This window comes from Pleionea litopenaei, from assembly GCF_031198435.1.
Taxonomy (GTDB): domain Bacteria; phylum Pseudomonadota; class Gammaproteobacteria; order Enterobacterales; family Kangiellaceae; genus Pleionea; species Pleionea litopenaei.
Window position 1 is genome coordinate 1,142,715 of record NZ_CP133548.1, and the last position, 14,876, is coordinate 1,157,590.

The 14,876-nt window shown below is 42.0% G+C and carries 13 protein-coding genes; 3 read left to right on the forward strand and 10 right to left on the reverse strand.

Annotation, left to right across the window (positions count from 1 at the left end):
• Positions 1-119: 119 nt before the first annotated feature.
• Both nhaD and Q9312_RS05070 read right to left on the reverse strand, forming a co-directional pair.
• On the reverse strand, positions 120-1,352 hold the full coding sequence (gene nhaD / locus Q9312_RS05065; RefSeq protein ID WP_309203494.1) for a sodium:proton antiporter NhaD: 1,233 nt from the start codon (positions 1,350-1,352) through the stop codon (positions 120-122).
• A 135-nt stretch (positions 1,353-1,487) separates the two neighbouring features.
• The gene (locus tag Q9312_RS05070) at positions 1,488-3,467 is read right to left on the reverse strand and encodes a diguanylate cyclase (RefSeq protein ID WP_309203495.1); all 1,980 of its coding nucleotides are present in this window, start codon (positions 3,465-3,467) and stop codon (positions 1,488-1,490) included.
• 187 nt (positions 3,468-3,654) lie between these two features.
• Here Q9312_RS05070 and elbB point away from each other — a divergent pair, with 187 nt between their 5' ends.
• On the forward strand, positions 3,655-4,305 hold the full coding sequence (gene elbB / locus Q9312_RS05075; RefSeq protein WP_309203496.1) for an isoprenoid biosynthesis glyoxalase ElbB: 651 nt from the start codon (positions 3,655-3,657) through the stop codon (positions 4,303-4,305).
• Positions 4,306-4,512: 207 nt separating this feature from the next.
• Here elbB and Q9312_RS05080 read toward each other — a convergent pair whose 3' ends face one another.
• The 8 genes from Q9312_RS05080 to Q9312_RS05115 all read right to left on the reverse strand — a co-directional run bounded on the left by Q9312_RS05080 (position 4,513) and on the right by Q9312_RS05115 (position 12,651).
• Complete coding sequence (locus Q9312_RS05080) at positions 4,513-4,896, reverse strand: hypothetical protein (RefSeq protein WP_309203497.1); 384 nt, start codon at positions 4,894-4,896, stop codon at positions 4,513-4,515.
• 43 nt (positions 4,897-4,939) lie between these two features.
• Positions 4,940-6,604, reverse strand: coding sequence for a serine hydrolase domain-containing protein (locus Q9312_RS05085; protein ID WP_309203498.1), 1,665 nt, complete (start codon positions 6,602-6,604; stop codon positions 4,940-4,942).
• Positions 6,605-6,822: 218 nt separating this feature from the next.
• Entirely contained in the window at positions 6,823-7,152 is a 330-nt protein-coding gene (locus Q9312_RS05090) for a hypothetical protein (RefSeq protein ID WP_309203500.1), read from the reverse strand.
• An 83-nt stretch (positions 7,153-7,235) separates the two neighbouring features.
• Positions 7,236-7,634, reverse strand: coding sequence for a DUF4253 domain-containing protein (locus tag Q9312_RS05095; RefSeq protein ID WP_309203501.1), 399 nt, complete (start codon positions 7,632-7,634; stop codon positions 7,236-7,238).
• A 328-nt stretch (positions 7,635-7,962) separates the two neighbouring features.
• Positions 7,963-9,825, reverse strand: coding sequence for a glucose 1-dehydrogenase (locus tag Q9312_RS05100; RefSeq protein ID WP_309203502.1), 1,863 nt, complete (start codon positions 9,823-9,825; stop codon positions 7,963-7,965).
• Complete coding sequence (locus Q9312_RS05105) at positions 9,818-10,567, reverse strand: TetR/AcrR family transcriptional regulator (protein WP_309203503.1); 750 nt, start codon at positions 10,565-10,567, stop codon at positions 9,818-9,820. Before Q9312_RS05105 ends, Q9312_RS05100 begins: the two co-directional genes overlap by 8 nt.
• 11 nt (positions 10,568-10,578) lie before the next feature.
• Entirely contained in the window at positions 10,579-11,784 is a 1,206-nt protein-coding gene (locus Q9312_RS05110) for an acyl-CoA dehydrogenase family protein (protein ID WP_309203504.1), read from the reverse strand.
• A 168-nt stretch (positions 11,785-11,952) separates the two neighbouring features.
• Positions 11,953-12,651 carry a histidine phosphatase family protein gene (locus Q9312_RS05115; protein WP_309203505.1) on the reverse strand — a complete coding sequence of 233 codons (699 nt, stop codon included), beginning with the start codon at positions 12,649-12,651 and terminating at the stop codon, positions 11,953-11,955.
• 209 nt (positions 12,652-12,860) lie between these two features.
• Between Q9312_RS05115 and Q9312_RS05120 the strand changes: the two genes are divergently transcribed.
• Positions 12,861-13,766: an SDR family NAD(P)-dependent oxidoreductase gene (locus Q9312_RS05120; protein ID WP_309203506.1), complete on the forward strand. Its 906-nt coding sequence runs from the start codon at positions 12,861-12,863 to the stop codon at positions 13,764-13,766.
• 9 nt (positions 13,767-13,775) lie between these two features.
• Positions 13,776-14,834, forward strand: a complete 1,059-nt coding sequence (locus tag Q9312_RS05125) for a saccharopine dehydrogenase family protein (protein ID WP_309203508.1) — start codon at positions 13,776-13,778, stop codon at positions 14,832-14,834.
• The last annotated feature ends 42 nt before the right edge of the window (positions 14,835-14,876 follow it).

Consider the following 14,876-nt stretch of genomic DNA (forward strand, 5'->3'; position numbering starts at 1 on the left):
TTTTTTAAACTAAAAATACGGAATAAAACGACTTACTCCGTATTCAATGCTGTATTAAGAATTTATTGGCGACTGACAATAAAGAATTTTTAATGTCAGACAATGGGCTCTCGTTACGCTTAGCTGATCCAAAACCCAGCAAGAACGACTGCTGCAAATCCTAAGGTATAAGCGATTAAAAGATAAATCGAAAATCTTAAATAACTGATAAACGTTAAACTTTGTACTTTACTCATTGCCACGACACCGGCAGCAGAGCCAATCACCAATAAAGAGCCACCAACGCCAACGGCGTATGTCAAAGCTAACCATTCTGCCAAGTCCATTTCTACGCCTGACTTTAGCAATGCGGCGGTTAATGGCACATTGTCAAAAAGTGCGCTAAACAAACCGACCACATAGTTTGCGGCAAGAGGCGGCAGTACATCATAGAGCTTAGGAAAGTACATTAATACGCCGAGTTCTTTGAGCATGCCTACTAACAACAATACGCCGAGGAAAAATAGCAAGGTATCGAATTCTATTCGTCGAATGTAATCGAGCACGGGCTCATCTTTATTTAAAAACTGAACCACCATGAACATTAACGATAAACCGAAAAGAAACGATAAAACCGGTGGTATGGTGAAAAAGACATTGAGTAACAGAGTTCCTGCAATGGTGCTTAAAAACAATCCAGAGATCAGCCAGTCATTGCCTGATACAGAAACTTTTTGCGGGGTAAACGTTAAGGTCCCTTTCATGGTTAATGACAGCATTAACGCTAAACTAAACACAGCAAAAATAGCCGGTAACACAATCAACAATAAATCTGGAATTTCAACTTTACCGGCTAAGAAAATCATTAGGGTTGTAACATCGCCCGTTATGAGGCTAGCACCTCCGGCATTGACCGCAAAAACCACCAACACTAAATACCGTAGCCGTTGCTTCTCCGTTAACGGCAAACTCATTAGAACGCCAATACACACCAAGGTCGCGGTTATATTGTCAGCAAAAGATGAGAATAAAAAGGCAAATAGCCCCGTTATAAGCATTAACTTACGTTCAGACACTCGCTCCGGCATGACCTTATTGACCAAAGCATCAATCACGCCTTTTGACGATATATAGGCGACAAACGTCATCGCAGCCATTAAGAATAACCAAAGCGTCGCAATATCTAGGAGGTTCTCGTTTAGAGCGTGCTGTACTTGTTCGACCGAAAGCTCGTGTGGGGGATGAATATAGAAGAGAATCCAAACTAACGAACCAAAAAACAGGGTGGTCTTGGCTTTGTCGATGTGAACTAGGTCTTCAACGACAATCGATAAAAATCCTAAACCGACCAAAATCAGCAATAAAACAGTCACGGCGCTACCTTACATCAGTACATCAGTTATTTTTGCTGCAGCGCATTATACGCCCTTTTCTACCGATTGGGAGTAAATTTTAACGCCTCCTTGTCGACTCTATTGAGAAATGGTCAATCGATTTCAGAGTGAATATCATACTGTTTCAATACGATCTCTACCAAGCGCCTTTGCCTTATAAAGAGCTTGGTCTATTTGTTTTAAATAGCTGGCTATGTAGGTTTGAACGGTATGACTTTCATCATTAAACTCTGACGGAGTTAATACACCAATACCGGCTGAACAAGAAACGTTCAAAGTCGCCAGATCCAGTTTAGAGCTGATTTGTCGAATATCCGAAAGTAAGGACTCCAGTAAACGTATTGCGCCTTTTTCATCAGTGTTTGGCAGTAACACCATGAACTCCTCTCCGCCAACACGACCAATCGCATCACTCTGTCGTAGTCTTGCTCTCGCAACCTCGGCAAATAGCTTAAGCACTTGGTCACCAACGGAGTGGCCGAAACTATCATTAATTTGTTTAAAGTGATCGAGATCCAACAACGCAATGGCTAAAGGGCTTTTTAGTCTTCGCATTAGTTCAAATCTTTGCGCAAGAAGATGATAAATATGACGTCGATTAAACAGTTTTGTTAAGCCATCAACCTCAGCCATCTGTTGTAAAGTTCGACGGTAGCGAAAACTCCTAAATAAAAACAAACTCAATAAGATTGCAATAACCAACAATAAAGCAATTCCAATGCTCATAAAGCGCTTTTGATCTTCTGCTCTCTGCAACGCTAATTGCTGTAGTTGCATGCTCTTTTTTTGTTGAGAGGTTAGATATTCTGCATAGATATCTTGTAATCGAGAGAAACTTTGTTGACGGTTTTGCTCTCTACGTTGTCGACTTACCTCTGATAGGTCGCGAAAAGCCTTTTCATACTGTTGATTAGCCGCAGCTAAATTAGCTCCATGTTCCAATGCCTGCAGCTTATGTTCGGGCATATTGTCAGAGTCGAGAAAAGTTAGAGCCTTTGAGAAATAGAGCTCCGCATCGATTAATCTCTCTTGCAATATGGCAATATGACTTAACTTCAAGTTAATCCCAAAAAGCATGTATGGGTTATTTGATTCAGCGAATTTATCACTTGCTTGCTTTAGAACATCGATGGCCGCTTCATATTTTTCTTGTGCAATTAACACTCCACCTAACTCTTGAAGTGAATAGGCAACCCCTTGTTGATCTTTAATTTCTCGAGCCAAATTAAGCGATTCTTGAAACTGTAGCTCGGCAGTATGATAATTCTTTAGTCGATTATTGGCTCGAGCGCTACCATACAAAGCAATGCTCAATTCGAGTCGTTGGCTCAACAGACGATAGTGATTCACGGCCTCTTCAAAATATCGTATCGCAACTTCTGGCTCCCCTCGGTACTCAAAAACCAATGCGAGTAAACCAGCAATATCCCCCTTGCTTTGCCAAGGATGATCTTTAGATAGGTTATCAGGCGCTCGTTGATAGGCCTCCAACAACATTTCGTATGCGCTGATGTACTTTGCTAAAGATATTTGGATTAGTCCGTAGGTGACTAAGGATTCTAGATATACAGCTTCATCTAAGTTCTTCGCCATGTTAGTCACTTGCTCGGCAATGAGTACTCCCTCACGAGCATTCCCTTTTAAATCGAGCGCTGATGCCTTCGATAATAAAAGGCGCAGATATAATATCTGATTGCCTTGATTGGATTGGTTGCATTCTTCAGGAAACAAAGAGTCCTTTTTGTTTACGCTAGCAAGATCACTTCTGTATTCGGGACACAATATCGCTACGCCTTCATCTGCTGAGATGATCGCTTTTTCAGGATAAACCAGAGCGATGTGCGCTTGTGACTTGATTAGTTGAATGAATGCGCGAGATGGCCCTTTAACTGGAAGACTGGAAGTATCTTCTAGTTGACGTAAAACTTGGTTTGGATCATCACGTAACGCTTGATAATAGGCAACCAATTGCGTCTCATTTTGCCAGCCCTCTTGAACTACCGCTAATGCAGAAGTGATAGCAAAGAAAAAGCTTAACCTTTTTACTGGAATGACAATAAAACTCTTTAATACTTTATAAGCAAGCTTAAACATAGTTAAAAACCCTTTCTCCCTTGTTAAGTCTAGTTGCTAACCTTAGGAAATCTACCTAACAGTTTTACACTGCTTAACGCGCTTCTAGTCCTTGAGACACCTTTTAAATAAGCTATATAAAGTTTACACTTAATCGTTCTACCTTATTTTATGCGATTAAGAAAGTATTAATAAAAAGGAGCCTCTCATGAAAATTGCGGTTGTTTTATCCGGTTGCGGCGTGTTTGATGGTGCAGAAATCCATGAAAGTGTTTTAACCCTTTGGAGTTTAGAACAAAATCAGGTTGACTATGACTGCTTAGCGCCTAACGTTCAACAGGCACACGTCATTAATCATATGACAGGCGAAGAGATGGCAGAGTCAAGAAATGCACTGGTCGAAGCAGCCCGAATCTCTCGAGGAGCTATAATCGATGTGGCTAAAGCTAGTGCCGATGACTACGATGCCTTGATCTTTCCAGGCGGATTTGGCGCAGCGAAAAACCTCAGTGATTTTGCATTCAAAGGTGCCGATTGTTGCACCAACCCTGATGTATTGGCATTCGCTCAAAAGTTTGCCAGTGCTAATAAACCCATGGGTTTTATTTGCATCGCACCAGCTATGATTCCTAAAATTTTTAACGAGACGATCGATTTAACAATAGGTTCGGACAAAGAAACAGCCAAAGCAATCAATCAAATGGGCGGACACCATGTAGAATGTCCGGTAACGGAGATGGTGGTTGATGAACAACATAAAGTCGTCTCTACACCCGCTTACATGCTTGCCGAAAATATCTCTCAAGCAGCTTCCGGTATATCAAAGCTGGTAAAAGAAGTGATTCGTTTAGCAAAATAGGCTGTGTAACATCACAAAGCTCTCAGCTGATGCATCAAAATGACTGTTGACGTTAAGGAAAGCGTGAACAACTAAACTTGTTCGCGCTAACCTTGTTCGGATAAAGCAACGTTCAGAAAAAACAATGTTCAGAATCAGATCATCAGCGAAGTTCGGCTTCTTAAAAAGAAGCATTACGGATAATTAACTCGATAAAGCTTTGACCTTTTAAATGACGTTAAACCAAGTGTTAAAAGTGTTTTCAGGGACATACAAATAGCTGACTCCATTCTTACTCTTGATAGAAAACCTTTCTTTTGTTTTCGTCACAATCCTTGTTTCATAAAATAGGGGTAAACAAAAACCACTTGCATTCCTCTCTAACACTGTCGGCTCAGGGCAGCCAAAGCAACAGGTGCTTACAGTATTTTCATCAGAAGAAACTTCATTGCCAGCAGTGATTTGTTTCGCCCATGGACTCGATAACACCGACTCAGATACCGAAAGGTTAGCCGGGAATTCCACTACAGCGTCTGAGGTATGGGTTTCGTTAGCCCTTAGCTCCTGGGCAAATAGAAATATCAGTGCGACTAAAAACAAATATTTGTACATGATATGGTTCATCCCTTTGTATACTTACCACCCAGTGAGGTCGTTATTTTTTGACAAACTCAATGTTCTTGACTCGGCCCGCGTCTAAATGAAAGCCTTTAACTTGACCATCTTGCCTATAAAAATTAGCCAGCATGCTGCGCAGAGTCAATGTATCTGGAGCTGCGACTGAGACTAGGATAGGCGTGTTATTGGCTACTTTCAAATAAATTTTCCCGCCACTCACTGACAGTTGGTAATTCACATACAGTTCTTCACTGTAATAGTTACCGACAAAGTCATTGATATCGACAGTAGAAACATCGACTGCTTTAACACGCTTCCACAGGGAGTCACCGCCAGCTTGCGATACCGTCATCAGTTGCGACTGATTGTCTTTAACTTCGGTGAAAGTGAACTTGATGGCGTCATCACCGTCGATGTGGTAAGTGTTGCTATTGTCACTGACCGCTACCAAATCGTATTCTTTTTGGTTCCACATTTGAAAGCCATGCAACTGGCCATCGACATCAGTTATGTCTAATACGATACCCGTTTCGACTTCATATTGCCCCACGATTTGTTGGTGGGTGAGTTTCTGTTCTGTGTTGGCTTGTGTCGATTTCTTGTCGTTTTCTTTGACGGGTTTAAAAGCCTGCGCCAAATAAATATCCGCCACTTGATAGGCCATCTTCGTTGGATTGGCGTCACTTCGGTTGGCAAACACTGCGACTGAAAACTTGTGCTCAGGAAAACGCAGCAGTTCAGCCCTGAAACCAACAAACGCACCGCCATGACTGACGGTTTTCAGCCCTTTGTATTCGCCAATTAACAAACCAGCGGCATAATCAAGTGCTTCACCGCTATTCAAAACACCAACTTCGGTCATGGTCTTCCAAAATGATGCTGGCAAGACCTTCGATTGATAATAGGCATCGTCCCAAATTTTGATGTCATTGATGGTGGTGAAAATGCCACCATCGCCAATCATGTCCAATTTAGTCATGCTGATTTCATAAACGCCTTCTTCTGAACTGGGCGCATAACCGGAAGCACGGTTTTTCACCACTTGCTTGTGATTATTGTGAAAGTGAGTGTTTTTCATGCCCAAAGGTTTAAACAACGCTTTTTCAGCGTAAGTTGCCATGTCCATGCCAGCTACTTGCTTGACGATTTGGCCCAATAGCCAGTAGCCCGAATTACTGTACAAGTGTTCATCACCGGGTTTGAAGTTCAATGCTTTCTGCGCCGACAACCACTTAATGACATCATCATCGGTGTAATAATCTTCATCACCCAGCCCTTTTAAATACGACAACATCAAATAATCTCTGACACCGCTGGTGTGATGCAGTAATTGTTTCACGGTGATGCTTTTCATGTGGTCAGGTAAGTCCGAGAAAAATGCACCCAGGCGATCATCCAAACTGAGCTTGCCTTGTTCACTCAACATAACAATGCAGGCCGCAGTGAATTGCTTTGAAGTCGAACCAATGCGAAACACACTGTTTTCATTGTTAGGCAGGTCATACTCCAAATTGGCCATACCATAACCACGTGCATAAACTATTTTCCCGTCTTTAAATATACCGACGGCCGCACCTGGCGAAACCTGGTTGTCCCATTTAGCAAACACTGCATCCACAGCTTTCTGTTCGACCGTATTATTCGCCATAGACGTGGATGAAATAATCACCAAAGACAACATTAATAAACGAACCATCATCATAAACCTCAGCATAAAAGCATTGTTTCTAAATCAATTTAGGCTTTGTGTCTTATCCTTGAACTCGACTTAGACTATTTTCGTACCTAATCCTTATCAATGTATTGAGAACATCAACAAGCTCTTCTATTGAATACTCTCTATAATTTAGGCTCATAGAATCCATTTACTCGGAGCTCTAACGTCCTAAGCAGGCGTGTGTTGTTATACATTGATTCCCTTTACTGCTGTGTAATCTCTTCGCTCAAAGCAAGCATATCATTTAATATTTGTTCTTCCGATTGCTTCGATACATGCGAATGCTCCTCTCGATAATAAAACATTGGCTTTAGTTTTATTAGCCACTGCTTCGCTCCACTTCGACTCAACTCCACTTCGACACCTGTCGTCCTATTGATAAGTATAGGCTCTTTAAATTTTGGCGCTTTAGGATCAACACTCGCTACAGGATACATCAGCCAATATTCACATGAATCATCCGACTGAAAAGATACGATCAAAGAACCTCCATCTCGTAGCTTTTCAAATCGAAATATATGATTGATCTTCATGTGCCTTTTTCACTTAACGTATACGCCAATGATTAGTAAAACGCAGCGCAGCGTAACTACCCCACTGCATGTACTGTTTATGCTTAATCCCACCATAACACTAATTTCTTGTCTTTACTCATAACATTCTGAAGGACTTTTAAACCATAACCGTCGTCATTCAAATCGACGCCTTCAATTTGCTCTTTAATCGAGTCAGGGATAAGTTGCTCAGATTCTTCGAACATTTCAATCATTTCATCTAAACAGCCATAACCTTGTTCAATGATATCTGGGCAGAATGAATAAATGTCTTGAGCTAAAGCCTCAAGGTTATCGGGTAGAGTGGTAAATGAAATTTCGAAACGATTATGATCTACATGACTAATTGAAACACCATATTTGGAGTTCCAATCGATCAATTTATTGATAATATCTTCTGAAGATAAGTCATAATTAGCGCCATTGGTTTTCTTTTCCTTGATAATGTCAAACTCGTTCATTGTGATCTTCTTTCCTTAGATAGAGACATAACAGTTGATTGGTTTCTGTAATTAAACATTCAATATCAGTACTCAATAGGATGATACGGCAACTTTAAACGATACAGGATACTTATCCAACTTTAAACAACTCAGAATATTGTCCAACTTTAAACAACTCAGGATACTTGCCCAACTTTAAACAACTCAGGATACTTGCCCAACTTTACTAAGAAGTCAATGTCGTAAGTTGGCTTCACCAATGCATAGCGTTGCTGGCTTACTTTATGTCGCTCTTTAAAATCAATTAGTTAAAAAGCTCAAAGCATCATAAACATACTAATTCGCACTAGCACAATAAACCACCGTCAACGGGTAATTGAACACCGGTAATGTAACTTGCGGCATCACTCGCTAAGAATAAAAACGCAGGTGCAATTTCTTCAGGTTGTGCCATTCGATTCATCGGAATGAGCGGCAATATCATTTTCAACATCTTCTCATTTTTCGTTAAGGCTTGCGCAAACTTAGTATCGGTTAGACCAGGTAATACTGCATTAACACGAATATTATACTTAGCGCACTCTTTTGCTAAAGCAGCGGTCATCGACATCACCGTTGCTTTGGTCATGGAGTAGATCCCTTGCATGGGCGCAGGAATAACACCGTTTACAGACGCTGTATTAATAATTACGCCACCACCGGTATCACGCATCTGCTTGCCGACTAACTGACTCATGGTTAAATAACCTTTGATATTCACATCAATGGTTTTTTCGATTGCACTATCTGGCGTATCGAGCAATTCTCCAAAAAAGGGATTTGTGGCTGCGTTATTAATCAACACATCAATTTTTCCAAAATCACGTTTAATATTCTCGAGCAGTTGACTCATGGCTGCGTGTTCACCAATATGACATGCCATGGCAGTGACCTTGTCACTCCCAATATCTTTAGCTAATTCATCTAACGCCTCTTGGTTTCGACTCGAAATAATCACATTCGCACCGTTAGCAACAAACAACCGGGCAACGGCTTCTCCTATGCCTCGACTTGCACCGGTAATTAATACATTTTTCCCTTGTAATCCGAATAACGTTTGGGCTTGTAGTGACATAGTTGCTTCCTTTGTGCTTTCATTAAATTCACGAATGTTTCGAATCGCTGTTGCGACTAGAATTCCAACTAACTTACCAAAGTCTTTAAACATAGGGTTATCTGTTTGACCATGGTAAAACCGGTAATAAATTTGCTGCGCAATTCCGGCGAGACGAAATAGCCCAAAAATGTAATAGGGTTTAATTGACTGCTGGGTCAAATCTTTAAATCCCATTTCTTTGCAGTAGACTTCAAAAACTTGATCACGGCTAAACATTCCGGGTAAATGCGTCGGCATTCGACGGATCATTTGTAACTCCGTAGGATCATTGGCCTCTACCCAATAAGCCAATGAACAACCAAGATCTAATAAAGGGTCGCCAAGTGTACTCATTTCCCAGTCAACAACGCCGATGATTTCGGTCGGGTTGTCTTTATCTAAAATCATGTTGTCAAACTTAAAGTCATTATGAATAAAGCTCGCACGCGTAGATTGTTTTGGAAGATTTTCGTTCAGCCACTCAGCAATAAAATCAATATCAGGAACATCAGGAGTTTGCGCTTTCTTGTATCGCTCGATCCAGCCAGTCAGTTGTCTTTCAACATAACCTTCAGGCTTTCCAAGCGAACGGATATCAGGCGTAGTGATGTCTAATGAATGCAGCTCGACTAATTTATGGACCCAATGTAGACACAGCTCAGAACATTGCTCGGGAGAGGCTTCAAATGGCAGTTTTTTGCCAATCGTGTCGCCTCGAATATCATCCATCAAGAAAAAGTCACTGCCGACAACATCGTGATCTTCACAGACCTTGAGTACCTTTGGTGCTGCCGAATAATGGTCATCTAATGAGGCAATAACTCGAGCTTCGCGCACCATATCGTGCGCTGTTTTAGCCTTTGTTCCACTGGGCGGTCTTCGTAGAATGACACTCGTTTCACCCTGCGACACCCGATAAGTTAAATTAGACGCGCCACCTTGCAACTGCTCGATGACAAAAGACTCATTGTTAGTGTCATTGAAATAGTCTGGAAGTTCTTTGCACAGATAACCGATCAAAGGTTGCTCAGGCAGTCTATCTTGCGTCCGGCTATTTTGTGTTACCTTATACATTCAAATCTCCTTTCATTAAGCCGCTGGCTAAATGATGAATAAAGTGCTCAGCAGAAATATGGTTCTTTTTGTACAAAGGTCGCTTTAAATACCAAGATTGAAGTTGCGACTTTAATGACATAGCCAATAAGAAGGCTTGCGGTTTATCTTTAGTGTTTGTGTAGCATTGACCTATGACCGACTCTAACAGTGCTTGTGTTTGAGCTTCATTACTTAAGGCGACCTTTTTAATTTCGGGCGACGAATATTTAGCTTCCATGTAGGCGAAGAAAAACCATGGCGTCAACCATTCACTTAAATACACATGTTCCTTTATCATCTGAATAAGTCGACTTCTCGGCGATATCTGTGTGTTTTCTAACAACAGGTCGCTGTTGGTTACTCGCTTAAAAATAAAAGGTAGGAACTGATGAATCATTAATGCGAGCTGCTCTTTGCTGCCAATATAACTGTATATTCCACCTAAACTTATTCCAGACGCCTTACTCAAATCTCGCAAAGTCATCAGAGCATAGCCTTTTTGCTGACTGATTTGGAAAGTTGTTAAGATTATTTTCTTAAGTTTTTCCTTCGCGACTGACGCTTTTTTGATTTCAATAGTCTTATGATGTAATTCATAAAACCATGACCATAGGTTTTCCTGCGACAACCCATGCTGTTTCTTAAATTCATCAAAAGACTCAATTTTCTCAATTTCGTTCACAAGCTCATTCACAGATTCGTTTATAAAAAGCAGACTCACAAATTGACTCACTAGTGTGAACTTTGATAGAGATTGTTTTTTAACAAACTTCTAGCCACTAAATTTTTATGAACTTCATCCGGACCATCATAAATTCGGGCGGCTCGTTCATGTCGAAAGAAGAAAGCAATGATAGTGTCATCGGTCATACCTAGTGCGCCAAGTGTTTGAAGACTACGATCGAGAACTTTCTGCAAGACATTCGCAGTAAAATACTTAATCATCGAGACTTGTGTTTTTGCTTTCATAAAACCCAGCCGCTCAATTTGCTCTGCAGTCTTTAATACCAAACATCTAGCAGCTTCAATTTCGGCAGCCGATTCAGCGATCCAATTTTGAATCGTTTGCATATCACCTAAATTATGACGGTTTGATACTTGTCGTTTATTGGCATAATCGATCATTATATTCAAAGCTCTTCGACAAATTCCTAGCCAGCGCATGCAATGATGAATTCGACCAGGCCCAAGTCGAGTTTGAGCGAGCGCAAAACCCTCACCCACGCCGCCTAACAGAGCATTTTTAGGTACTTTACAGTCACTGAACTCAACTTCTGAATGACTGAAATAGCCTGAGCCAGGCTCCCCCATAACCGAAATATTTCGAATAATTTTAAAACCAGGCGTTGATTTAGGAACAATAAACATACTTGCTCTCTGATGCTTTGCTGCATCTTCGTCAGTAACGGCCATGACAATACAAACATCGGCACCGTCAGCGCTCGAGGTAAACCACTTTCGTCCATTAATCACCCATTGATCACTCACTAACTCAGCACGGGTTTTTAACAATGTGGGGTTTGATCCAGCCGTGTCTGGTTCGGTCATTGCAAAACAACTGCGAATGCTTCCTTCGATGAGCGGCTGTAACCACGTTTGCTGCTGCTCTGTTGAACCAAAATGTGCCAATAGCTCCATATTGCCAGCATCAGGAGCCTGACAACCAAAAACATAATGGCCAATCGGCGTTTGACCAAGCACTTCAGAAAGCCTTCCAAGTGCTTCAAGAGATTGGCAAGTACCCCCCACGCTCTCAGGCATATGAGGCGCCCAAAGTCCTTGCCGCTTTACTGTCTCTCTTAATTCAGCTAAACGCGATTCGACCGAAGCAAAGTCGGCATGTATGATTTCTTGCTCTATCGGTATCAATTGCTCTTTAACAAATTGATCCGCCCATTGAAGCTGTTGATTAAATTCGGTTAACTTATCTTTACTCATGGCCCACTCACTTTCGATGCGTTTTTTGAGTTCACTTTTATTCGACTGATTCTTTTCGACTGACTGTTATTCGACAGACACTTTCTACCTTACTAATTCTGTTTACGACTATCTGTTATTACGTTTCAGATACGCTACTTATCACCACCCTGCTACATTCAACTTTGGCTATAGAACCGTGACTAATTCATTATTCCCTTCAATTCTCTCAGGCAACCAATTCACCCGACCTAAAGTCCATTCTTTTTGATCAATCAAAATCTCTGTGATACTGGCGTTTCTAAGCTTCAAAGCGCTATCAAGGAGTTGTTCTAAATTGAGTTGTTGCAGGTGTTGAATAACGCTAGCAATGACACCGCCTGAGGTAACCAATAAAATCGTTGTATTGGCTTGAGAAGAACCTTGATGGCACGACGATGTTAGCAACTCTAACCCTTGAATGATGCGAGCTTTAAACTGCTTAAACGATTCAAACGGACACTGCTCATCGGCATGCCATCGAGTGATCAATTGTTTAAGTACGTAAGGGAACGACTCTCTCGTTACCTCACTTAGCTCGATCGACTGACGCGTCTCTGTTCGAAAAACACTGGCTCCGTAATGTCGGATAAGTTGCGCACTGTCGAGTTCATTCAACCATGGCATACATTGATAAGTAAGATCGTCACCTAAGCGATCGAGCAACTGCTCTGCCGTTTGGCGCTGTCTTTTAAGCGAACCACTGGCAATAATGTCAGGGATCTCACCTGACTCATACATGGCGTCGGCCACCCTGCGCGCCTGCAAAAAGCCATTCGGTGATAGGTGATCATAGTCAGCATGCCCAAACTGAGCTTGCCCATGGCGCATAAGTAAAATTTTAATCATTTTGATATCCGCAAGCACAGTAAAACACGATCTTCGTCGCTACGTCTCTATACGTCTAAGTTCTTCGCTTTAAATTCCAACCACCCCATTCTAAATTCCAAGTGCTGTCTAATCGCTAACGTCTCGACACTCAATAACCTAACTCGCTTTATGAACTCCTGTCAATATCGAACGGTCGTTCGTTTTATTTTCAGTTAATTTGGTTTACTATGTCGAAAACAGGAGACTTAGCCATGCTAGAGCGCTTTAAACATCGACGTGTATTGATTACAGGGGGAGGCTCCGGGCTCGGTGCAGCCCTGGTAAAACAGTTTCTAAAACTAAGGTGGCAGGTATGGATTGCCGATATCGACCTTGATCGTGCGCAGCGTTTTATCGACTCTTTAACCGAATCAAAAGACTACTCTGCTGATTTCCTGACTCAAGCGGTTAAGCTATCTCACTGCGATATTTCTGACATCCATTCTTTTCAACAGCTACAGTCGGAAGTAGAAAACACTTGGGGCAACCTTGACGTATTAATCAACAATGCAGGAATTGCTTCATCTGGATTATTAGAAGACACGACACCTGAGCAATGGAACAGAACGCTTGGAGTAAACTTAACCGGCGTCTACCACGGGTGTTATCTATTTGCTCCGCTGCTATCGCGAGATGGTCCTAGTCACATGGTTAACGTCGCTTCTTTTGCCGGTATCGCCCTTGCTCCCGCAATGCTCTCGTACAATGTGAGTAAAGCCGGGGTTATCGCACTCAGCGAAAGCCTAAAAATGGAGCTTTGCGTTCAAAATATTAGTGTTTCAGTGGCCTGCCCGGCTTTCTTCGAAACCAACTTGGTATCCTCTATGTCTGGCACGCCAGAGGCGATAAAAGCTCAAGTCAACAAATGGATGAAAGCATCGAAAGTCAATGCCGACCAAGTTGCCGAACAAATCGTTAAATCAATTGATGCCAATAAATTCATGACCATTGCACACGATTACGCTCGTAAACTACACTGGCTAAAACGTTTCTTCCCTAACTTTTATTATCGTAAGGTGATGGCCAAGATGCCTTCAATGGTTGCTCGCCTCAAAAGCAAACATACACCGTCATCAAATTCATCAAACTCATAAGGGTAAACCATGTCAAACATCTTAATATATGGCGCCAACGGCTACACCGGACAACTCATCGTCGATACCGCCCACAAGCAGCAACTTCAATTCACTATCGCTGGTCGTAATGCTACGGCAATCGAACAGTTAGCCAACCATTACCAATGTCCGAGCTTAGCGTTTGACTTGTCAAATCATGAAGTTTTGACCAACCATCTAAAAGCATTCGACATGGTGATTCACTGTGCAGGCCCCTTTTCTGCTACGGCGGAACCTATGATGCAAGCCTGTCTCGCCAGCCAAACTCACTACTTGGATATCACGGGAGAAATCCAAGTATTTGAACGCGCGCAACAACTCAACCAGCGCGCCAAAGACGCAGGAATTGTTCTATGCCCGGGCGTTGGCTTTGACGTCATACCGACCGACTGTATTGCAAGTCAATTAAAAGAAAAACTTCCCGATGCGACGCACCTTAAGCTGGGTTTCGACTCTGGAAGTGGACTTAGCCCTGGCACCGCAAAAACAAGCATTGAGGGCCTCGGACAAGGCGGTAAGATCCGTAAAAATAAACAGATCGTTCAAGTTCCTTTGGCGTATCGATGTGAAACCATCGACTTTGGAAATGGCGAGAAAAATGCAATGACAATACCATGGGGTGATGTGTCGACTGCCTATCACTCTACCGGTATCCCTAACATTGAGGTATTTATTCCAATCTCACCTCGTCGCGCCAAAAGTCTCCGACGCTTGAACTGGGTTCGCTGGGTTCTAGGATTATCACCGGTGCAAAACTATTTGAAAAAGAAAATCGCTAAAAGCTCAAAAGGTCCTAATGAAGAACAACGAGCAAAACTTGAAACCTATGTCTGGGGAGAAGTTAGAAACGCTGCCGGAAAAACAGTTACCGCTCGAATCAAAACCGCGAATGGCTACGAATTGACTCACCTCGGTGCCGTCGAAGTCGCTAAGTTTCTAACGGATTATCAAGGCAATGGCGGTGCATTTACGCCGTCAAAGCTGATCGATTCTCACTTAGTGGAGCGCTTAGAAGGCAGTTCTGAGGTCTCGTTCGAGTATTCTTAACGGATAAATTCATATAATCTAACAAAATAACAATTAACCTAA

Coding starts and splice junctions, on each gene's coding strand:
- Q9312_RS05080 (WP_309203497.1), bottom strand. CDS start 4,896: ATGTACAAATATTTGTTTTTAGTCGCACTGATATTTCTATTTGCCCAG.
- Q9312_RS05090 (WP_309203500.1), bottom strand. CDS start 7,152: ATGAAGATCAATCATATATTTCGATTTGAAAAGCTACGAGATGGAGGT.
- Q9312_RS05125 (WP_309203508.1), top strand. CDS start 13,776: ATGTCAAACATCTTAATATATGGCGCCAACGGCTACACCGGACAACTC.
- Q9312_RS05070 (WP_309203495.1), bottom strand. CDS start 3,467: ATGTTTAAGCTTGCTTATAAAGTATTAAAGAGTTTTATTGTCATTCCA.
- Q9312_RS05100 (WP_309203502.1), bottom strand. CDS start 9,825: ATGTATAAGGTAACACAAAATAGCCGGACGCAAGATAGACTGCCTGAG.
- elbB (WP_309203496.1), top strand. CDS start 3,655: ATGAAAATTGCGGTTGTTTTATCCGGTTGCGGCGTGTTTGATGGTGCA.
- Q9312_RS05085 (WP_309203498.1), bottom strand. CDS start 6,604: ATGATGATGGTTCGTTTATTAATGTTGTCTTTGGTGATTATTTCATCC.
- Q9312_RS05095 (WP_309203501.1), bottom strand. CDS start 7,634: ATGAACGAGTTTGACATTATCAAGGAAAAGAAAACCAATGGCGCTAAT.
- Q9312_RS05115 (WP_309203505.1), bottom strand. CDS start 12,651: ATGATTAAAATTTTACTTATGCGCCATGGGCAAGCTCAGTTTGGGCAT.
- Q9312_RS05120 (WP_309203506.1), top strand. CDS start 12,861: ATGTCGAAAACAGGAGACTTAGCCATGCTAGAGCGCTTTAAACATCGA.
- Q9312_RS05110 (WP_309203504.1), bottom strand. CDS start 11,784: ATGAGTAAAGATAAGTTAACCGAATTTAATCAACAGCTTCAATGGGCG.